This is a genomic window from Paracidovorax wautersii (assembly GCF_900113035.1).
Classification (GTDB): Bacteria; Pseudomonadota; Gammaproteobacteria; order Burkholderiales; family Burkholderiaceae_C; genus Paracidovorax; species Paracidovorax wautersii.
The window spans coordinates 27,607-48,000 of the sequence record NZ_FONX01000011.1 but is presented as its reverse complement, the minus strand read 5'-3'; the positions used below and the strand labels follow the sequence as shown (position 1 = coordinate 48,000).

The 20,394-nt window shown below is 63.4% G+C and carries 18 protein-coding genes; 3 read left to right on the top strand and 15 right to left on the bottom strand.

The window, feature by feature from the left end; all coding sequences use genetic code 11:
- Positions 1 to 8 precede the first annotated feature (8 nt).
- The gene (locus BM070_RS15755) at positions 9 to 1,529 is read left to right on the top strand and encodes a conjugal transfer protein TraG N-terminal domain-containing protein (RefSeq protein ID WP_028698647.1); all 1,521 of its coding nucleotides are present in this window, start codon (positions 9 to 11) and stop codon (positions 1,527 to 1,529) included.
- A gap of 11 nt (positions 1,530 to 1,540) precedes the next feature.
- On the opposite strand, the gene BM070_RS15750 is transcribed toward BM070_RS15755, so the two are convergent.
- The 3 genes from BM070_RS15750 to BM070_RS15740 form a co-directional block, all read right to left on the bottom strand.
- Positions 1,541 to 1,906: a DUF3742 family protein gene (locus BM070_RS15750; protein WP_028690953.1), complete on the bottom strand. Its 366-nt coding sequence runs from the start codon at positions 1,904 to 1,906 to the stop codon at positions 1,541 to 1,543.
- A gap of 84 nt (positions 1,907 to 1,990) precedes the next feature.
- Positions 1,991 to 2,623, bottom strand: coding sequence for an RES family NAD+ phosphorylase (locus BM070_RS15745; protein ID WP_028690952.1), 633 nt, complete (start codon positions 2,621 to 2,623; stop codon positions 1,991 to 1,993).
- Between the two features lie 12 nt (positions 2,624 to 2,635).
- Complete coding sequence (locus BM070_RS15740) at positions 2,636 to 3,262, bottom strand: hypothetical protein (RefSeq protein ID WP_023657212.1); 627 nt, start codon at positions 3,260 to 3,262, stop codon at positions 2,636 to 2,638.
- 319 nt (positions 3,263 to 3,581) lie between these two features.
- Here BM070_RS15740 and mobH point away from each other — a divergent pair, with 319 nt between their 5' ends.
- Positions 3,582 to 5,426: a MobH family relaxase gene (gene mobH, locus BM070_RS15730; protein WP_028690951.1), complete on the top strand. Its 1,845-nt coding sequence runs from the start codon at positions 3,582 to 3,584 to the stop codon at positions 5,424 to 5,426.
- Positions 5,427 to 5,506: 80 nt separating this feature from the next.
- Here the strand turns inward: mobH and BM070_RS15725 are convergent, their stop codons facing one another.
- From BM070_RS15725 to BM070_RS15670, 12 genes are all read right to left on the bottom strand, one after another.
- Positions 5,507 to 8,158 (bottom strand): excinuclease ABC subunit UvrA, encoded by a 2,652-nt coding sequence (locus tag BM070_RS15725; protein ID WP_028690950.1) that lies wholly within the window; start codon positions 8,156 to 8,158, stop codon positions 5,507 to 5,509.
- A gap of 25 nt (positions 8,159 to 8,183) precedes the next feature.
- Positions 8,184 to 10,049, bottom strand: a complete 1,866-nt coding sequence (gene nhaA / locus BM070_RS15720; RefSeq protein ID WP_028690949.1) for a Na+/H+ antiporter NhaA — start codon at positions 10,047 to 10,049, stop codon at positions 8,184 to 8,186.
- 60 nt (positions 10,050 to 10,109) lie between these two features.
- The gene (locus tag BM070_RS15715; protein ID WP_028690948.1) at positions 10,110 to 11,423 is read right to left on the bottom strand and encodes a replication-associated recombination protein A; all 1,314 of its coding nucleotides are present in this window, start codon (positions 11,421 to 11,423) and stop codon (positions 10,110 to 10,112) included.
- A 51-nt stretch (positions 11,424 to 11,474) separates the two neighbouring features.
- Positions 11,475 to 12,782, bottom strand: a complete 1,308-nt coding sequence (locus BM070_RS15710) for an NAD(P)/FAD-dependent oxidoreductase (protein ID WP_028690947.1) — start codon at positions 12,780 to 12,782, stop codon at positions 11,475 to 11,477.
- A gap of 18 nt (positions 12,783 to 12,800) precedes the next feature.
- A complete protein-coding gene (gene fghA, locus BM070_RS15705) occupies positions 12,801 to 13,631 on the bottom strand; it encodes an S-formylglutathione hydrolase (RefSeq protein ID WP_023464790.1) in 831 nt (276 codons plus the stop codon).
- Between the two features lie 58 nt (positions 13,632 to 13,689).
- Complete coding sequence (locus BM070_RS15700) at positions 13,690 to 15,024, bottom strand: DUF3422 family protein (RefSeq protein WP_023464791.1); 1,335 nt, start codon at positions 15,022 to 15,024, stop codon at positions 13,690 to 13,692.
- 182 nt (positions 15,025 to 15,206) lie between these two features.
- Entirely contained in the window at positions 15,207 to 15,605 is a 399-nt protein-coding gene (locus BM070_RS15695; protein ID WP_023103885.1) for a VOC family protein, read from the bottom strand.
- Positions 15,606 to 15,648: 43 nt separating this feature from the next.
- Positions 15,649 to 16,758 (bottom strand): S-(hydroxymethyl)glutathione dehydrogenase/class III alcohol dehydrogenase, encoded by a 1,110-nt coding sequence (locus tag BM070_RS15690; protein WP_011871467.1) that lies wholly within the window; start codon positions 16,756 to 16,758, stop codon positions 15,649 to 15,651.
- Positions 16,759 to 16,817: 59 nt separating this feature from the next.
- Positions 16,818 to 17,093: a formaldehyde-responsive transcriptional repressor FrmR gene (gene frmR, locus BM070_RS15685; protein WP_007182548.1), complete on the bottom strand. Its 276-nt coding sequence runs from the start codon at positions 17,091 to 17,093 to the stop codon at positions 16,818 to 16,820.
- 282 nt (positions 17,094 to 17,375) lie between these two features.
- A complete protein-coding gene (locus BM070_RS15680; RefSeq protein ID WP_028690945.1) occupies positions 17,376 to 18,266 on the bottom strand; it encodes a carbon-nitrogen hydrolase family protein in 891 nt (296 codons plus the stop codon).
- Positions 18,263 to 18,871 (bottom strand): GNAT family N-acetyltransferase, encoded by a 609-nt coding sequence (locus tag BM070_RS15675; RefSeq protein ID WP_028690944.1) that lies wholly within the window; start codon positions 18,869 to 18,871, stop codon positions 18,263 to 18,265. Before BM070_RS15675 ends, BM070_RS15680 begins: the two co-directional genes overlap by 4 nt.
- 1 nt (position 18,872) lies before the next feature.
- The gene (locus BM070_RS15670; RefSeq protein ID WP_023103882.1) at positions 18,873 to 19,280 is read right to left on the bottom strand and encodes a ketosteroid isomerase-related protein; all 408 of its coding nucleotides are present in this window, start codon (positions 19,278 to 19,280) and stop codon (positions 18,873 to 18,875) included.
- Positions 19,281 to 19,434: 154 nt separating this feature from the next.
- Between BM070_RS15670 and BM070_RS15665 the strand changes: the two genes are divergently transcribed.
- Positions 19,435 to 20,340 (top strand): LysR family transcriptional regulator, encoded by a 906-nt coding sequence (locus BM070_RS15665; protein ID WP_023103881.1) that lies wholly within the window; start codon positions 19,435 to 19,437, stop codon positions 20,338 to 20,340.
- Positions 20,341 to 20,394: the final 54 nt, after the last annotated feature.

The following is a 20,394-nucleotide window of genomic DNA, read 5'->3' as shown; positions in this document are numbered from 1 at the left end:
TCCGAGCCATGACGCTTTTCACAACCGACTACCTGGAGTACTACCTGACCTTGGTGTCCTGGATCGTCAACAACGGCATCTGGGCGGTACTGGTATCCAGCGGGGTATTCGCACTGCCCTTCGTGGCGATCATCGTGCAGGAATGGCTTAAGGCCCGTGCGGAAGGTGCCGACGAAGGCAACAAGGGCGTGCTCTCGGCCGCACGCATCGAGAACCGGGTGTTCGTCGCCATCGTGGTGGTGATGTTCGCCGGCATCCCCTTCATCGACGTGGACCTCAACACAATTCAGTACGACAGCTCGCGCTCGGCCCAGTGCCAGGTCAACGTGCCGCAGCCCACGGATACCGGCTGGTCCCAGTCCTTCAGCACCATCAACAACCAGAGTGCCAAGGTGCCGGTCTGGTGGGCCTTCATGCACGCGCTCTCGCGCGCCGTCACCAGCGCCTCGGTGGCGGCAATCCCGTGCGGGACAGACCTGCGACAGATGCGCATGGAGATCGACGCTACCCGCATCAATGACCCGGTTCTGGCTCAGGAAGTGGCCGATTTCACACACGACTGCTACGGACCTGCACGCGCTAAATTGTTCATGGCGCGGCCGGAGCTGGACGACGCTCAAATGAACGACGTGACCTGGATCGGTTCGAGGTTTTTCACGGATACCGGCGGCTACTACGACAGCTACCGTTCCAGCACGGCGCGCGAGTCATGGCCCTATGACGACACCCGCGACGCAGGGCTTGCGCAGGTGGCCAGTGGCGGCGGCTACCCGACCTGCAGGCAGTGGTGGGCCGATGGCAGCAACGGCCTGCGGGCACGGCTGCTGGGCCAGGTGGACCCCAGCCTGTTGAATCGCTTGGCGGGCTGGGCCGGGTTCCTGAGCCGTACCGAGGTGGACGATTCGGTGGTCCGTACCATCGCGTCACCGCGACAGCAGAAGCTCAACCAGGGTTCGGTCTATACCGACTACGGCGGCCAGATCGACAAGACCCTGCCGAACATCGTGACGCGGGCCACGGGGGATGTAGGAATGGCGGTCGGGGCACTTGCCGCATTTCCCGCCATGGACGTGGTGCGCCAGGCGCTGCCCATGGTGCTTGCCTTGCTCAAGATGGCACTGGTCATCTGCATCCCGCTCGTACTGGTCGTCGGAACCTATGACCTGAAGACGGTCGTCACCGTCAGCGTCGTGCAATTCGCGCTGTTCTTCACCGATTTCTGGTTCCAACTCGCACGCTGGATCGACAGCACCATCCTCGATGCGCTCTATGGGTGGGGCTTCGGCTGGAACCGGCCACACACTAACTTCGATCCGCTGGTGGGGTTGAACAATGCCTTTGGCGACCTGCTCCTGATGTTCGTCATGGGCACGATGTTCCTGGTCTTGCCGGGCTTTTGGCTTGCGAGCCTTACCTGGGTTGGGATTCGGGCCGGGCACGTCATCCAGGGGCTTTCAGATGGCAGCAAGAGCGCCGGCCAAGCAGGCGGTAAGGGCGCTGGGGCCCTTACCGGAGGTAAGCTGAAGTAGCGCGGTGCCGATCAGTCGTCGGTGTACAACTCGTGCGACGTATCGTTGTACAGATTGGGATCGTAGCCGGGTGTCTTGCGCAGTTCGGTGAGGTCGGTGAACGGCCACTCGTCTTCTTCCGATGTATTGGCAGCCGCCGCCCATCCCGCCACCACGACTCCCAGCAACACGAGTGCGAACCAGAAGGCGGCGTAGAGCAGCGCGCCCAGCACAGCCAGCTTGACCACCCACAGCAGCACTGTGGCACCAACCGAAGGCACCCCTTTGGCCACCAACCAATTCGATACCCGCCGTTCGCCACGCGCATAGACGCGCCATCCGCGGCCAAAGGTACGGCCGAGGCGTTCTGCGGTACTGGTGCGGGTCGTCGTGTTCATGGTCGTCTCCTGCTACTGAGGAATGCCTATTCCTGTTTGCTCCACTTCATTCCGTTTCGGGCTTCAATGTGTTTTCTTGCTGCTTCAGGACGCTTCGTCATCCGGTTCCACCGGGCCGGGGTCGGGCTCCACGCCGATGCGGTAGGTGGCAACGAAACGCGGCCAGTCCACATGGTCAACCAGGTCGATGTCCTCGACAACGCTGACCTTCGTTCCCGCACGCTCGAACAGGGCGATGCTCGCGGCGGGATAGTTGTTGCGCGACGGATAGAGCACCCCGTCGAACAGCGGCTGGCCGTCGTCGCCGACCATCGCATGCACCTGAGCGGACACCTGCTGCGTGTGCGTGTAGTCGCGGCTCGCCAACTGCTCCAGATTCAGGCCGAAGTAGCCCGCCATGACGCCCGGCGCCGTGAGGTCGGCCAGGAGCACGTCGTCCAGCACGCCCACGGCGCGGACCATCCGGGCGTGGACCTCCTTCAGGGCGATGGAGCGCTTCGTGTCTTCAAGCCACTGGTGCTTGTGAAACACCGACTCCATCAGCGCCGTGGGCAGGTCGCGCCCCAGGTAGAGCACGCCGTAGGCCCCCGCCGGGTCATCGTAGCGATTCGTGCTGCTGCGACCATAGTACAGCGGGCTGCCCCGATAGACGACGCGGCTCACATGCTGGAGCAGTTCACCGGCATCGATCAGGAACGAAGGCAGCTCGTGGCTCATGGCGATCTCGCTTCAATGCACCTGGACGCCCAGCACGTTGAACACGGCCTCGGCCACGTCATCGATCGTGCCATGCGTCACCGCATCCACCGGCGAGCGCCCACCCAAGCCTTCGAGCGGTTCGGACAGTGCGCGGTAGATCGTCCAGTGATCGATACCCTCGACCTCCTGAAGCACGGTTTGGGTCAACTGCTGTTTCACCGGGTCGAGCTGCCAGTCGGGCAGCTTCTGACCGCGCGGCCCCACGTTCAGCGCCAGCAGCCGACGCGCGAGGATGTCCTTGTAGATCTGCTGGCGCGACTTGTCCGCCAGCTTGGCGAACTCCGCGGGCGGCAGGTTGTGCGGCTGGTTGAAGGTTTCCAGCAGCACGGCGCGGCCTCGCTGGACGTCGGTTTCATTCGGTGCCCAGCGCGTGTCGGCGCGCAGCGCGGCCGCCTTGCGTGCAAGGGCCTGCCCAACGGTCTCCCCCTCCAAGTTGGCGGGCAGTGTCACCGCTTCCACACGCTCGTGGACGAACGCCTGCAACTCGGCCGCGAAAGCCGTGGCATCCCGGATTTCGACGGTATCCGCGAAGCGGCGTACATCTTCCACCGTGACGCGCGGCAGACGGTCGGCAATGAATTCAATGGCAGTGGGCATGGTCATCTCCCGAGTAGGTTTGGGACAGGATTCACTCTAGTCGCCTTTGTCGCGTCTGTCAACTTAGTCGCCTGAGTGAGAACAACCTACCTGGCGGAAGCAGCGTTCCCACAGCATAGGCAGAGGCCAGCGCCGGGTCGCCGTCCAATGCATTCGAGCGGGTTCCACATTGACGCTGGAGCCGCAACCCAGGCCTCGCTATACCGAAACGGTTAAAGGCCAAAGGGCCGAAATGGCAAGGGAATGGGGTGCAAGGGGAAAGGCCCTACCTCGAAAAGGCCAAAAGGCCTCCCGGTCGGCCCGTCATCAGGACACCCACATGCTTTCCCTGTTCCAGCGAAAACGGCCCCCGGTCGCTGCCGCACCGACGCCACCACCCGTCACCGCCCTCCCGAAAGGGCTGCTGCGTCCTGAGTCGGCCGCATCGCTGCTGGCCACCCCACGCCGGCAGAAGCTGCTGGAGCACATCTGGCAGCGTACCTCGCTCTCGCGTAGGCAATTCGCCACCCTGTATCGCACGCCCCTGGAACGCTATGCCGAACTGGTCCAGGCCTTCCCGGCCTCCGAGGCGCATCACCATGCCTACCCGGGCGGCATGCTCGACCACGGCCTGGAGATCGTCGCCTACAGCCTGAAACTGCGGCAGTCCCATCTGCTGCCCATCGGTGCCAGTCCCGAAGACCAGGCGGCCCAGTCCGAAGCCTGGACCGCCGCCGTTGCCTATGCTGCGCTGCTCCACGATATTGGCAAGATCGCCGTCGATCTACACGTCGAACTGGCCGACGGCAGTACTTGGCATCCGTGGCATGGCCCGCTGCACCAGGCGTACCGATTTCGCTACCGTGACGACCGCGAATACCGCCTGCACAGCGCCGCAACAGGCTTGCTCTATCGCCAACTGCTCGACCGCCACGTCCTGGACTGGCTCAGCGACTATCCGGCTCTCTGGGCACCGCTGCTCTATGTGCTGGCCGGTCAGTACGAACATGCCGGTGTACTGGGGGAACTCGTCGTGCAAGCAGACCGGGCGTCGGTGGCCCAGGAGCTGGGCGGCGATCCGGCGCGCGCCATGGCCGCGCCCAAGCACGCACTGCAACGCAAGCTGCTGGACGGGTTGCGCTACCTGCTCAAGGAACAGTTGAAGCTGAACCAGCCGGAAGCCTCCGATGGCTGGCTCACCGAGGATGGTTTGTGGCTGGTGAGCAAGACGGTTTCGGACAAACTGCGCGCACACCTCCTGTCACAGGGGATCGATGGCATTCCTGCGAACAACACCGCCGTGTTCAATGTGCTGCAGGACCACGGCATGCTGCAGCCCACACCGGACGGCAAGGCGGTCTGGCGCGCGACCGTGACCAGCACGACCGGCTGGTCCCATTCGTTCACCCTGTTGCGTCTCGCTCCCGCGCTGATCTGGGAGTCTGGCGAGCGACCAGCACCTTTCGCGGGCACGGTAGAGATCGACGCGACGCCCGCGGAAAACGACGCCAGCATGTCGGCTCCCGCGCCTACCGTCTCGGTGAACCCAGCGCAGGGAGGTCAAGAGCCTCCGATTTGGGAGGGCGACAGCACCACCATCGTTTCACCGCCCGCAGCCCAGCCCGTGCCCGACGTCATGGAGGATTTGCTCGCGATGGTGGGCTTGGGTGAGTCGGCCGGCGTTGGCCAGGATGCCGAGGAGTTCCTCCACACCCCCGCGCCAGCAACAGCCGCGACGTCCATTCCATCGCCTGCACCTGCACCCGCGCCTACGCCTGGGTCATCGGCAACGAAGCCATCCGGGGAACAGTTCATGGTTTGGCTGAAGCAGGGAATCGCCTCACGACGGCTCATCATCAACGACGCGAAGGCACTCGTGCATACGGTGAATGACACGGCCTACCTGGTCAGCCCGGGTGTGTTCCAACGCTATGCGCAGGAGCATCCCGAAGTGGCCGCACTCGCCAAGCAGGAGAGTCAACAGGATTGGCAGTGGGTGCAGAAGCGCTTCGAGAAGCTGCAGCTACATCGAAAGCAGCCCAATGGCCTGAACATTTGGACCTGTGAAGTCACGGGCCCGAGGAAGTCCCGCCGACTGCATGGCTACCTCCTCGAAGATGGGTCCTTGGCACTCGCCGAAATACCGCCCAACAATCCCTATCTTGCTCTGACTCAGGAAGGATGACGCGATTCGGGCATTGATCGCCACCGTCGTGTGGCGACGATCAATGCCCCGCGAAAACTGGCAACATTTGGCGAACTGAGCTACTCGGCCCGCGCCAACTCCTGTGCAAGGAACGGAGCGGTTCTGCTGCCAGACGTTCGGGCCACCTGCTGAGGGGAGCCCGCCACCACGATGCTGCCGCCGGCAGCGCCTGCACCAGGCCCCACGTCGATCACCCAATCGGCCTGGGCCACCGCGCGCATATCGTGTTCGATCATCACTACGGTATTGCCGGCATCGACCAGGCGCTGCAACTGCACCAGCAGCCGGTCGGCGTCCGACGCATGCAGCCCGGTAGTCGGCTCGTCGAGCACGTACAGGCTTCGGCCGCGCTGGCTGCGCTGAAGCTCGGTCGCCAGCTTGATACGCTGCGCCTCGCCACCGGAAAGCTCGGTGGCCGGTTGCCCCAGGCGCAGGTAGCCCAGTCCGATATCGCGCAGCAGTTGCAGTGGCCTTGCCACAGCGTCTTCACCCGCGAAGAATTCGCTGGCTTCGTCCACGGTCATCTGCAGCACCTCGGCGATGTTGCGCCCGTTCCATTGCACCTTCAGCGTGGCCTCGTTGTAGCGTGCGCCATGGCACGTCGGGCACGGCGCGTACACGCTGGGCATGAACAGCAGTTCCACGCTGACGAAGCCCTCGCCCTCGCAGGTCTCGCAGCGCCCCTTGGCGACGTTGAACGAGAACCGTCCGGCATCGTAGCGGCGGCGTCGCGCATCGGGCGTGGCAGCGAACAGCTTGCGCACATGGTCGAACAGGCCCGTGTAGGTGGCTAGGTTCGACCGCGGCGTGCGCCCGATCGGTTTCTGGTCCACCTGCACCAGACGCTGTACGGCGTCCACGTCGCCCGCCAGATGGCCGCCGGTCGCTTCGATCACTGCCGGCCCTTCGCTGGTGGCGCTTTCGGCTACATCGTCTTCCGGCTCGTGGCCCAGGTGCAGCAGCACCAGCTCCGGCAGGGCCTGCGCGACGAGGCTGGACTTGCCCGAGCCGGAGATGCCGGTGACGGCCGTCAGCACGCCCAGCGGAATGCGTGCGTCCACGCCATGCAGGTTGTGGCGGTGGACGCCCTGCAGCTCCAGCCAGCCGATCGCTTCGCGTGCCCGGCTCCCCGGCGCGGGGATCTCGTCGAACAGGTAACGGGCGGTGCGCGATTCGGCAATCTTGCGCAGGCCATCCGGCTCGCCACTGTAGAGCACGCGGCCGCCACGCTCCCCGGCATCCGGCCCGACATCCACTAGCCATTGCGCGCGGCGCATCAGTTCCAGGTCGTGCTCCACCACGAACACCGAGTTGCCTGCGTCGCGCAGCCGATCGAGTGCGTCGTACAGGGCCTGGCTGTCGGAGGGGTGCAGCCCCGCCGAGGGCTCGTCGAGCACGTACACGACGCCGAACAGCAGGGAACTCAATTGCGTAGCCAGCCGCAGGCGTTGCAACTCGCCAGCCGAAAGCGTCGGCGTGGCCCGGTCCAGCGTCAGGTAGCCCAAGCCCAGCCCGCGCAGTTGGCGCAGGCGTGCCATCACGCCACCGGCCAGGCGCTGCGCGGCGAGGCGCTTTTCTTCCGACAGCGCGGAGGTGCGGCGCACGTCGGGCGATACCGCGTGTACGGCACGACCGGAGGCCGCGCGTTGGGCACGGTCGCGCCGGGTCGCTTCCTTGTCCGTAGCCGCCCCCGCTGCATGGGCGCGGAAATCACCCTGGGCAATGGGTTCGAGCAAGGCCGCCAACTGGTCCAGCGGCATCTGCATGAACGCGCCGATGTCCACGCCGGCGAAGGTGACCGACAACGCCTCGGGCTTGAGCCGCTTGCCGTGGCAGGTGGGGCACGGCTTGCCCTCCATGAACCGGGACACGCGCTTTCTCATCAGCGCGCTCTGGGTGTTGGCAAAGGTGTGCAGCACATACCGGCGAGCACCGGTGAAGGTGCCCATGTAGCTCGGCTCCATCTTGCGCTTGAGCGCGGCGCGGGTCTCGGCGGGCGTGAAGCCGGCGTACACCGGCACCGTCGGTGTTTCCTCGGTGAACAGAATCCAGTCGCGATCCTTCTTCGGCAGGTCCTTCCACGGTCGGTCAACGTCGTAGCCCATGCTGACCAGGATGTCGCGCAGGTTCTGGCCTTGCCAGGCGGGGGGCCAGGAGGCGATCGCCCGCTCGCGGATGCTCAGGGAGGGATCGGGCACCATGATGGCCTCGGTCACCTCGTACACATGGCCCAGGCCGTGGCAGGTCGGGCACGCTCCCTGCGGCGTGTTGGGCGAAAAATCCTCGGCGTACAGCATCGGCTGGTTGGCTGGGTAGGCGCCGGCGCGCGAATACATCATCCGCACCAGGCTGGACAGGGTGGTCACACTGCCCACGGAGGAACGCGCGTTGCTGGAGCCACGCTGCTGCTGCAGCGCCACCGCCGGCGGGAGGCCGTCGATCGCATCGACGTCGGGCACGCCGGCCTGGTCGATCAATCGCCGCGCATAGGGGGCCACCGACTCGAAGTAACGTCGCTGAGCCTCGGCATAGATGGTGCCGAAGGCCAGCGAGGACTTCCCGGAGCCGGAGACTCCCGAGAACACCACGAGCGCGTTACGCGGGATGGAAACGTCCACCTCTTTGAGGTTGTTCTCGCGCGCCCCGCGCACCTGCACGAGGCCGCTGGCCGCAGCGGTACAAGAGGATTCACCGAAAGAATTGTTTGGCATGTTCTTATCCTGTAGTTCGTCCCGCTCAGGACGGGACTTCCTGAGTTCGTGGGCCGCGGCGACTGGCTTCGAGCGCCGCGGTGACAGTGCGGGCGTCGTAGCTGCCGCGCAGACGACGACCCTCGACGAAGAACGTCGGCGTGGCGTGCGCACCGCTGGCGACCGCACTGGCGAGGTCGCGCTCGACACGCTCGATCACCGCGGTGCTGTCGAGATCCGCGATGAACCGTTCGACGTCGAGCCCAAGCTCGGCGGCGTAGCCGATCAGATGCTCGCGCTCCAGCGCATGCTGACGGGTGAACACGAAGTCCAGCCACGGCCAGAACATCCCCTGGTTCGCCGCTGCCTCGGACGCCCGCGCGGCGATCGGCCCGTGCGGGTGGTGCGGCAGATGGCGCACCACATACCGCAGGTCGTCCCCGAAGTGGGCACGCAGATCGTCCCAAGAACCGGTCGCGTGCGCACAGTACGCGCACTCGAAGTCCACGTACTCGACGAGTGTGAGCTGGGCGTCCTCCGGCCCGCGGATGTGATCGATCTCCGGATCGACCGGTGGCTCAAGCACCATCGGCAGGTCAGCGGTCTTCTCACCCCACCGCTTGGCGGCGACCTTGAAGATCAGCCACCCGAGCAACGTGGCGAACACCATCGACACGAGCACGCCGACCGTCGCCTGGCGGCCCAGGTCGGAGGTCGTGCCGAACGCGAGCCCGATGATCAGCAGCGACACGGTGAAGCCGATCCCGGACAGTGCCGCACCACCGAACACGCTCCCCACCCCGACGCCCTCGGGCAGCCGGCCCAGGCCGAGACGGACGGCGACGAGCGTGATGAGCCCGATGCCCACGAGCTTGCCGAGCACGAGCCCTGCGATGACGCCCCACGTGACTGGCGAGCCGAAGGCCTCGGCGAGCAGCCCGCCACGCACGTCCACTCCGGCGTTCGCCAAGGCGAACACCGGCACGATCAGCAGCGCCGTCGGCAGCCGCAGGAACTCGTGCAATCGCTCGTTCACCGAGATACCCCGGGACAGCCCGCAGTCCACCGCGCGGGCCGATGCGGCACTCGGAGACTGCCAGAAGTCGCGGAACAGTTGTTTTGCCGCGACGACCTTGTGACGTTGCGTCGCGTAGGCGGGGATCAGCAGCCCCGCGGCCATCCCGGCGAGAGAGGCATGGATGCCGGAGTACACGGTTGCGAGCCACAGCACGATCACGATCAGCACATACGGCATTGCCCGCCACTGGCGGGTGCGCCCTAGCCACCACAACGCAACGAGACTGGCGAGGGCGATCAACAACGGGACGATCCGAATCTCCTCGCTATAGACGATGCCGATGATGGACACGGCGAGGAAGTCATCGACCACGGTCAGGGTGAGCAGGAACACGCGCAACTGACCGGATAGCCGCGGGCCGACGATCGCCAGGGTGCCCAGCATGAATGCCGTATCGGTGCCGACCACCGCCCCCCACCCGTGCAGGCCTTCACTTCCGGCCAGCCCCACGATCAGGACATACACCAGCGCGGGAAGCACGACACCTGCGACACCCGCGATCAGAGCGAGACGGGCACGGCTGCGGTCCCTGAGCGATCCGTGGGCGAACTCCTGACGCACCTCCAGGCCGATCAGGAAGAAGAAGACCACCATCAGGCCGTCGTTGACCCAGTGATGCAGATCCATGTGCATGCCCAGCGGCCCGAAGTCAAACCCGACGTCCAGGTGCCACAACGCGAAATAGGCATCGGATAGCGGCGAGTTCGCCCACGCCAGCGCCACGACCGTGACGATCACCAGCAGCACCGCAGCACCAGACTCCGTGCGCAGATAGCGGGCAACGCGTCCCCGGCTGATATTCGCCGAGGATGCACCGAAAGAAGTGGCTGACATGTTCTTATCCTGTTCCTGTAGTTCGTGAAGTCGCGATGAGCCGGTTTCGGAGGCGACCGGTCAGGCGTCCGCCTCTGGCAGCGTCCCATCATCCAGCGAGCGCAGCCAAGTAAGCCTTTCTCCCAGCCTGCGCTCAACACCTCTGTCCGTTGGCTGATACCAGCCCGGCCGCGCCACGCCCTCGGGAAAGTAGCTTTGCCCAGCGGCATAGCCGTTGGGCTCGTCATGGGCATAGCGGTAGCCTTCGTGATACCCCATCTGCTGCATCAGCTTCGTCGGCGCATTGCGAAGATGGAGAGGCACAGGCAGGGAGCCGCTGTTCTTGACGAAGGCCTTCGCCTTGTTCCAGGCGGCATAGGCAGCGTTCGACTTGGGGGCGGCAGCAAGGTAGGTCGCCGCGTGGGCAATCGGTATTTCGCCTTCGGGGGAACCCAGCCTCTCATAAGCCAGCGCGGCATTGAGCGCCAGTTGCAGCGCCTGCGGGTCGGCATTGCCGATGTCTTCGCTGGCCACCACGATCATGCGGCGCGTCACCTGGCTGACGTCGCCGCTGCCGTCGAGGATGCGGGCCAGCCAGTACAGGGCCGCGTCGGGGTCGGAGCCCCGCAGCGACTTGTGGAAGGCGGAGAGCTGCCAGTAGAACTCGTCGCCGCCCTTGTCGAACCTGCGCAGTGATGGGCTGGTGGACAGTTTGGCAAACTCGCCATCGACCACGGCCTTGCCCGCGCCCGACGCAGCATTCGTCACCTGCTCAAGCAGATTGAGGAAGCGCCTGCCATCGCCATCGGCAAAGCCCTTGAGCAGATCCAGCGCGTCCGCGTCCAACGTGACGCCCTGGAGATGCGGCAGTGCGCGTTCGTAGAGCTGGTTCAGTTCGTCGCCGGACAGCGGTTCGAGGGTATAGACCTGCGCGCGTGAGAGCAGAGCGGAATTGACCGCCAGCCCCGGATGCTCGGTCGTTCCCCCCACCAGGGTCAGGAGCCCCGACTCGACATGGGGCAGTAGGGCATCCTGCTGCGCCTTGTTGAAGCGATGGATCTCATCGACGAAAAGCACCGTCGATCGACCATGGTTGCCCAGTTCTGCCTGGGCCTCGTCGATGGCTTGCCGGATGTCCTTCACCCCGGCAAGCACGGCCGAGATGGCGATGAATCGGCTGTCGGTCGCACTGGCGGCCAGGCGCCCCAGGGTGGTCTTGCCCACGCCTGGCGGCCCCCAGAGGATGAACGAGTGCAACTTGCCCGCCTCGAACGCGAGACGAAGCGGCTTGCCGGGGCCGAGCAAGTGCCGTTGCCCGACGAATTCATCCAGCGTCTTGGGCCGCAGGAGTTCGGCCAAGGGAGGCTTGGGCTTTGTCGTGAATAGATCGGTCAAGTTCCTCTCCCTGGTATTTCTGATAGTTGACGTTCCGATAAGGTGTGCACCTCAATCCAGAGAGCCGGATTTATCCAACGCCGTGGGCTCTTTGTCGCTAATCGCATGCATGATGATGCGAGAGCCGCGGTAGCCGATGCTATGGTTCCATACCCAGCTCAACGCGACGCTGAGACGATTTCGCGTACCGATCAGAAAGTAGATATGCGCGAGCTTCCAGATCCACCACGCAAAGGCTCCACGCAGCTTAACCCGCCCCATGTCAATTACGGCCAGGCTGCGGCCGATGGTGGCCAGGTTCCCCTGATGCCGGTATTTGAAAGGCCCGTCAGCGGGCTTGCCTTTCAAACGCCGTCCAATGAGGTTGGCGACGTACTTGCCTTGCTGTTTGGCGGCGGGGGCGATGCCCGGTACGGGCTTCCCATCAGCCATGGTGCACGAGGCGGTATCGCCGATGGCGAAGACCTCCGGGCGACCGGCCACCGTCAGGTCGGGACCAACGACCACTCGACCCGCACGATCAGACGCAGCACCCAACCAGCGAGCCGCGGGAGACGCCTGGACGCCGGCGGCCCAAACGATGGTCTTGGCCGAAAGAGGCTTGCCGCCATACACCACGCCGTCGGCCGAGCATTCGGTGACCGGCGTACCCAGCACGACCTCGACCCCGAGCTTTTCGAGTGCCTGGCGCGTATAGGCCGAAAGATCCTCTGGAAAGACGGACAACAGACGCGGGCCCGCCTCGATCAGTACAACCCGGGACGTGCTCGGGTCGATCGAGCGGAAGTCACGCGCCAGCGTGTCTCGTGCAAGCTCGGCGATGGTCCCGGCCAATTCAACCCCGGTGGGACCACCACCGATGATGACGAACGTCTGCAGCGCGGCACGCTGCTGAGGATCGCTCGTGCGCTCGGCCTCCTCGAAAGCCGCGAGGATTCGGCCTCGAATGGTCGTGGCATCTTCCAGCGTCTTCAACCCCGGCGCGAAAGCCCCCCATTCGTCGTGTCCGAAATAGGCATGGGTAGCACCTGTCGCGAGTACGAGCGTGTCGTAGGTTTGGCGCGAGCCATTGTTGAGAATGACCTGACGCGCGTCCTGGTCGATACCTTCCACTTCCGCCATCAAGGTGTTCACTTCCGGGCGATTTCGGAATAGATAGCGAATAGGCCAGGCGATCTCGGATGTCGAGAGAGATGCCCCTGCGACCTGGTAAAGCAGCGGCTGGAACAGGTGATGATTGCGCCGGTCGATGATCGTCACATCGACCTCGGCACCAGCAAGCTGGTTGGCAACCTCGATCCCGCCGAAGCCCGCTCCGATAATGACGACGTGATGTCGGTTTTTGGAGGTCTTTGTCATGACCTGATCTCCTCTCTCTCAGCGTTTCAGCGCCGATGCGTGGTGTGCCATATGCTCGCCAATGAAACTGGCAATGAAGTAGTAGCTGTGGTCGTAGCCTGGGCGCAGATTCAACGTGAGCGGGTGCCCCGTCTCGTCGCAGGCCTTGCGCAGCAGATCGGGCTGAAGCTGACTCTCCAGGAACTCGTCGCCCAAACCCTGATCCACCAGCAGCGGCAGACGCTCCTGCACGGTGCGAATCAGCTCCACGGTGTCGTACTGCTTCCACGCCTCCCGGTCGCTGCCCAGGTACGCCTCGAAGGCCTTGTGTCCCCAGGGAACCTGGGTGGGCGCGACGATGGGCGAGAAGGCCGAGACGCTTCGATAACGGCCCGGGTTGCGCAGGGCGATGACCAGAGCACCGTGTCCCCCCATGGAATGGCCGCTGATGCTCCGCTCCGCTGTCACGGGAAAGTGGGCCTCGATCAGCGCCGGTAGTTCCTGCACCACGTAGTCATACATCCGATGATTCGCAGCCCAGGGTTCCTGCGTGGCGTTGACGTAGAAACCTGCCCCCTGTCCGAGGTCATAGGCGGGATCGTCGGCAACGCCTTCGCCGCGAGCGCTGCTATCGGGCGCGACGACGGCAATGCCATGTTCGGCTGCGTAGCGCTGGACGGCGGACTTGGTGATGAAGTTCTGCTCGGTGCAGGTGAGGCCTGAAAGCCAGTACAGCACCGGCACCTTGCCGTGCTGTGCCTGCGGAGGCAGATAGACGCCGACTTTCATCGTGCAACCGAGCGTCGTGGATTCATGCTGATAAACGTCCTGCCAACCATCAAAGCTGGCGTGATGTTCGATGCGTTCCATGGTGTTCTCCTATGTTCAAAGGAACGGCGCAGCTCTCGCGCGCCAGGACGGCAGCTCGTCAGGAAGATTTCTCTTCCGCTGCCGTGTCGCCGTGGGCGTGTCTGATCCTGCGCACGATCCACCAGATCGTCAGCATCACCGCAGGCACCAGAACCGCCATCACCGGCGCCACGCTGTCGTGAACCATCGGAATGCCCTTGAGCAAATAGCCGAGAAGACTCACGACGTAATAAGAAATTGCCGCGACCGACAGGCCTTCGACGGTTTGCTGAAGGCGCAATTGCATCTTGGCCCGGTTGTTCATCGACGCAAGCAGATCGCGGTTCTGGCGTTCAAGCTCGACGTCGATCCAGGAACGCAGCAACGCGATGGCCCGGGTCAGCTTGTCGGAGAGCTTGGTCTGGCGCTCCTTTACGGATTGGCATGTCCGCATGGCGGGAGCGATGCGACGCTGCAGGAAATCCGCCCAGGTGCAGTACCCGGATACGGCCTCTTCCGAAAGCGCTGCCAGCCTTTCCTCGACGATCTCGTAGTAGGCACGGCTGGCGCCGAAGCGATAGAGATTCGCCGCAACGCCAGCTTCCAGCTCGGCAGCCAGGCCGGTCAATTCGGACAGCAGCACGTCGCTGTCGCGCCGTTCCACCAAGCTCGTACACATCTCGTCGGTGATCGCCGCAAGGCGCGACTCCATGCGTCGCAGTTCCGACGTCATCGATCGTGTCAACGGCAGGGACAGCAACGCCAAGGTGCGGTAAGTCTCGATCTCCAGCAGACGTTGAGCCAGCGCACCCGCCCGCGCCGGGGTCAAATCGCGGGCCAGGACGAGGATCTGCGTCAGGCCATCCTCATCCTGTCGAAAGTCGGTCAGGATGGCGGCAGAGCCGTTCTCCACCAGCGAGTAGCACAGGCTGGCAGGATCGAAGCGATCGACCTCCTTCTCCGTTTCCGGCGTCCACGGAAGAAGTCTCAAACGGATGCCGGATACGACCGGGCCGGGAGGAACAAATCCATGCTTGAACGGATTTTCGCCGCACGGCTCTCCCGTCTCGGAATCCAGCGAAGCGCACCAGAGATACGTCGAGAACTCGGTGTGCTTTTCGCAGTGCAGGTCTCCTTCATCCCATGTCACGCCGTGGAGCGGCGTAGTATGGTCGGGTTCGGCAACGCCGAAGCGATGAGACAACTCGCTCATCGCCATCTGATCCCTGGCCTGGTCGCCTTCGGTCATGAAAGCGAGCTGCAATATGCCGCGGGGGGCCTGAATCAAGAGATGCGGGCGCGCGTGCACTTCACCCACGGCGGCAGCACGATCGGTATAGGCCGGCATGCCGTACACGGTGGCGGTCGGGGTGGGTTGTACGGTCGTCGTATTGATGTTGGCCGGCTCTTTCATAACGACCTCATTTCTTCTTGGTTGAAAAACACGCTTCAAAGCAAATGCCCGCAGCCATGCGTTTCGCACATGGCTGCGGGCCGATCTTCATGAGCGGGCACCGCTCTACACGGTCCGTCTAATAGGCTCGCCGTGTAGAGGCTTGTGCTGGCCCTTTCAGAACGCCCTCAGCTTCCTAGCTTTCAGACGAAGGTGTACGAGCAAACCTTGTTGCCCGCCGGATCACGCAGGTAGGCCGCATAGGCACCCGGCAGGTGGCCACGCGGGCCAGGCTGGCCCTCGTCGGTGCCGCCTGCGGCAAGGCCGGCGGCGTGGAAGGCATCCACTTCGGCGGGAGTGGCGGCCGCAAAGCCGACCGTCACGCCGTTGCTGGAAGGCGCTTCACCATTGCCCGGACGGGCGATGATGAAAGCCGGCTTTTCGCGACCGAAAAGCACCCATCCGTTGCCGAAAGGACCGAGGTTCTTGATGCCGAGAGCACCCAGAGCGGCGTCATAGAACGCGGCCGACTTCTGGACGTCGGCGGCGCCGATGAAGACGTGCGAGAAGATGCCGTCGCCGGAAATGACAGGATTGGACATGGTTAATTTCCTTGGTGGTTGGTGTTGAATGGATAGTGAGTGATCAGTAGTGGATCACCGTGCGAATCGACTTGCCTTCATGCATCAGGTCGAAGGCGTGGTTGATCTCGTCGAGACCCATGGTGTGAGTGACGAACGGGGCGAGATCGATCTCGCCTTTCATTGCGTCTTCCACCATGCCCGGGAGTTGGGTGCGCCCCTTGACCCCGCCGAAAGCCGACCCCTTCCAGGTCCGGCCGGTGACCAACTGGAACGGACGGGTCGAGATTTCCTTGCCGGCCCCGGCGACGCCGATGACGATCGACTGGCCCCAGCCGCGGTGGGCAGCTTCCAGAGCCGAACGCATCACGTTGACGTTGCCGATGCACTCGAAGGTGTGATCGACACCCCAGCCAGTCATCTCGATCAGAACCTCGTGAATCGGCTTGTCGAAGTCCTTCGGGTTGAGACATTCGGTCGCGCCGAAGGTACGAGCCAGTTCGAACTTCGCCGGATTGGTATCGATGGCGATGATGCGGCCCGCTTTGGCCTGGCGTGCACCTTGAATCGCAGCGAGACCGATGCCGCCGAGGCCGAAGATGGCCACCGAGTCGCCGGGCTGTACCTTGGCCGTGTTGTGCACGGCGCCGATGCCGGTGGTCACGCCGCAGCCCAGCAGGCAGACGTGCTCGGGGTTGGCGTCCGGGTTGATCTTGGCCAGCGAGACTTCGGCGACGACCGTGTATTCGCTGAAGGTCGAGCAGCCCATGTAGTGGTAAAGCGGCTGACCGTTGTACGAGAAGCGAGTCGTACCATCGGGCATCAGCCCCTTGCCCTGGGTTGCGCGAACCGCGACACACAGGTTGGTCTTGCCGGACTTGCAGAACAGGCACTCGCCGCATTCGGCGGTGTAGAGCGGAATGACGTGATCGCCAGGCTTCACGCTGGTCACACCTTCACCCACCTCCACGACGATACCCGCACCTTCATGACCCAGCACGACCGGGAAGAGACCTTCGGGGTCGTCGCCCGACAGGGTGAAGGCGTCGGTATGGCAAACGCCGGTATTCGTGATCTTGATGAGCACCTCGCCCTTGCGCGGCGGCTCGACGTCGATCTCGACGATTTCCAGCGGCTTTCCTGGCCCGAAGGCAACTGCTGCACGTGATTTCATGATGTCGCTTCCTTTACTAGCTAACTAAATTTGCCCTCACCGAGGGCACCCTGGTGCCTCTATCGCAGATAGGAGCGGACGATAGAGATGGTCTCGTCAATGGACTTGTTCTGCGAATCGCTCCTGATTTCGCTACTGGGAAATTCTTCCCGCAGATAGCTCTCCAGAACGGTTGCCATCAATCCGTTGACTGCCCCACGAACGGCCGCAAGCTGCTGAAGAATTGCAGGGCATTCCGCACCTGCATCAAGCGCTTGCTCAAGAGTCGCTACCTGACCTTTGATGCGCCGGATGCGCGTCAGTGCTTGCTTCTTTTCTTCCGGACTGTGTGGCATCGAACACCTCTCTACTTGGGTACACCGCCGCATTATACAATACTCCCCCATAGTATATGCGGCCGAACTTTGCCACAAATTCTGTGCTCTTCGAGCACTCTTACAGGCTAGTACAGGTTTGTTCCCAAGAAGCGCAAAACATTCAAATCAATGAATATTTCTTGCATGTATCGACAGCATCGGGGCAAGTTCAAAACTGGTCAAACTGGAAAAATCTATGCGCAGATAGATATGACCTATCTAAGCCGACTCATCGAGTTGAAGCTATCAAGATGAGACCGGCTAGGCGACCTGATGACCCGAGTGTCGAGCTTTCCGCAGTGCAGGCAACATCTGTCCGTCCCAGTCACGATCGACCGCAACCTGGGCCTGTTCTTGGTTTCGTTCGAGTGCTTCAACGTCAAGATCACCGATCGCCCATGTCTGCGTGCCGCAAGTAGTCGCGAGAATGCCATCCTCGGGGAATCCACGATCCATGGGTGCATAGATCGTGGCCTCGCCAGTGTTCGTGTCCAGCGCCGGACTCCAGTCAGCAGCTCCGGTCGTCACGGCCTGTGCGACGAACATCCGGTTCTCCAGTGCCCGCGCCATGCAGCCCACACGAACCCGGGTTGCACCTGCCCTCGTGTCCGTACAGCTCGGGACCAACAGCAGGCGTGCACCCGCCTCTCGCTGGGCTCGCACGGGCAATGGAAACTCACTGTCGTAGCAGACAGCGATGCCGGCACGCACGCCATTCAGGTCGAACACTTTGAGTTCGTCGCCCCCCTCGATGACGCCAGTGTCTTTCTCGAACCCCGTCAACTGCAATTTGTCCTGGTAGTCACGCGTGCCGTCCGGCGCAAACCACCACGCCCGGTTGCGATAGCGATCCGGTCCAACCCGGGTCAAGAACGTACCGGCCTGAATGGTCATGCGCAGCTCGCGCGCCAGGTCGGTGTACAGGGCCAGCCACGCAGGCTGCAAGGCCTGCAGCGCGGCCAGCGAGGCGTTGAAATCCTGGCGGATGCCAGGCTCGAACATCGCAGCCAGTTCGAGGGACAGATATTCTGGCAACACGGCCAGTTCCGCTCCGGCACGGCTCGCCTCCTCCAGAACCCGCCGCTGCCGCGCTGCGAATGCCTCGAAGCCCGTGGGCTGACCCACTGCGTATTTCGCAACTGCTACTTTCATTTCGCGTTCTCCAGGGAGCGCAGCCACATCGTGAGCGTCTGCTCGGTTTCGCTCGGCTCACCCACCTGTTTCCAGGGCAGCGTAACCTTCATGTCCGACTGCCGCACGTAGCCACGACGGATCCAGAAGGGATCATTACTGCGGTAGTTGGAAGGACGCCGGGGATCGTCGTCTGCTCGATCCACCGACGCGAACGATGTCCACTGCATGCCGCCCAACGAACGGGCATGCGCTTCGCGTTCGTCAAAGAAGCGATGGCCCAGGCCAAGGCCCCGGAAGGCCGGGAGCAGGACTGATTCGCCGCAGTAAAACACTGCCTCCATCGGGATTCCTCGATCGGCGAACGGCACCTGGAAGGCCGGCTCCGCATCGCCGAGCGGCAATCCCGTGGACGCACCCACGACCACGTCATCAGCGAGCGCGAGTACCAGCAGGCTGTCTGCCGAACGGGCGTACATAGCGAGGTAGTGCTTCTCGTATTCGGTGTCGCCCTCGTACAGGTAAGGAAAGCTGCGGAAGACGCTCGCCCGCAGGCCTGCCACGGCATCGAACCATTCGGCAATGTCCGGACCACGATGAACCAGCACCTGCACGTCGCTGGTCATTTCAGGCGTCCCCTCCAACCTGTGCGATCCAGTCGCCGAGGTTGTAGTAGTTGGTGACACGAGCGATCTTGCCATCGCGGATCTCGAAGAACGCGCCGCCCGGCAGCACGTAGCGCTGGCCCTGGGCTTCCGGCAGCCCGTCGTCCGTGACCTTGTATTCGCCATGCACCACGTACTCCGCGCCTGCACACAGGCCGTCGGCGCTGACCATCACCACGATCCCGCGCAGTTGCTCGCCATAGCAGCGGTCCATGCGCTGCAGGAAGGCGCGGAAGGCTTCGCGACCGACCTCACGAGCGCCCTGGTTCAAGTCGTGCGCGACGTCATCGGTCAACATTGACAGCATGGCCTCGCGGTCACCGCGGTTGAAGGCGTCGTAGTAGGCAGTGATGAGAGTCGCAGCGTTCATTCGCGTTCCTTATTGGGTTGTTCGGAGCGGAGCATTCCGGGGTGTTGTCAGTCTGGGCAACCGCGCCTCCCTTGTATATGGAATTGTTGCGATTTTATAATTCCACAATCTGGAACAATCAACGAGCAGCGAAATCGGCCATAAGGCGTGCGTCATGAACAAGGAAATGGAACTACTGCGCATCTTTCGGGTGGCGGCCGAAAGCAGCAGTTTTCGCGATGCGGCCGTCCGGCTGGGGACTTCTCCGCAAGGTGTAACCCGTGCCATCCAGCAACTGGAGCAACACTACGGCGAGGTGTTGTTTCATCGAAGCACGCGCCAGGTGCGCATCACCGCCTTCGGCGAAGGGCTGCTAGACCAAGTGCGCCCCGCATTGGAGCGGTTCGAGGATCTGTGGCGAACGCCTGGCTCCGACCAGCAGGCCTCTCTGTCCGGTACGGTTCGCATCACCGCACCGCACAGCTTGGGCACCAGAGCGGTGCTACCGGCACTGGAGCGCGTGGCCGCGCGCCATCCCGGCATCACGCTGGATGTGCGCCTGTCCGATCGCATCAGCAATACGGTTGACGAAGGGATTGACGTCGGGATCAGGGTCGGATTCATGCGCGATAGCCGCTTCGTCGCACGCAAGGCCGCCGACATGAGACTCCCCATCGTTGCCGCTCCGCGCCTGATCAAGAAAGTGGGCGTACCTGCAAACATCGATGCGCTAAGCAGCCTGCCAGTTACCGTGGCCTTGGATATCAATACCGGCCGTCCCTGGCCTTGGCACTTCAAGGCGGGACGCCAGTGGACACCTACCGCACCCACTCTCGTCGCAGACAATGCCGACATGGAAATGGGAGCGGCGCTGGCCGGGATCGCGTTCGCGCAACTGGCGGACTACATGGCCGCCCCCTACATTGCCAGCGGGAAGCTCGTGCGAGTGCTGGAGAACGAAGAACCTCCGGCATGGGGGTTGTACGTCTATCGGCCTCAGCGTGGCCCCATTCCGGGAAGGGTTCGAGCGGTATTTGATGAAATGCTGGTCGCCGTTGGATCGTTGCCAGCTTTGCGCTGACACGTCGCAAGACGCTGTAGGGCACACACCTTGGAAAGCGGGGCACTGAGCCTC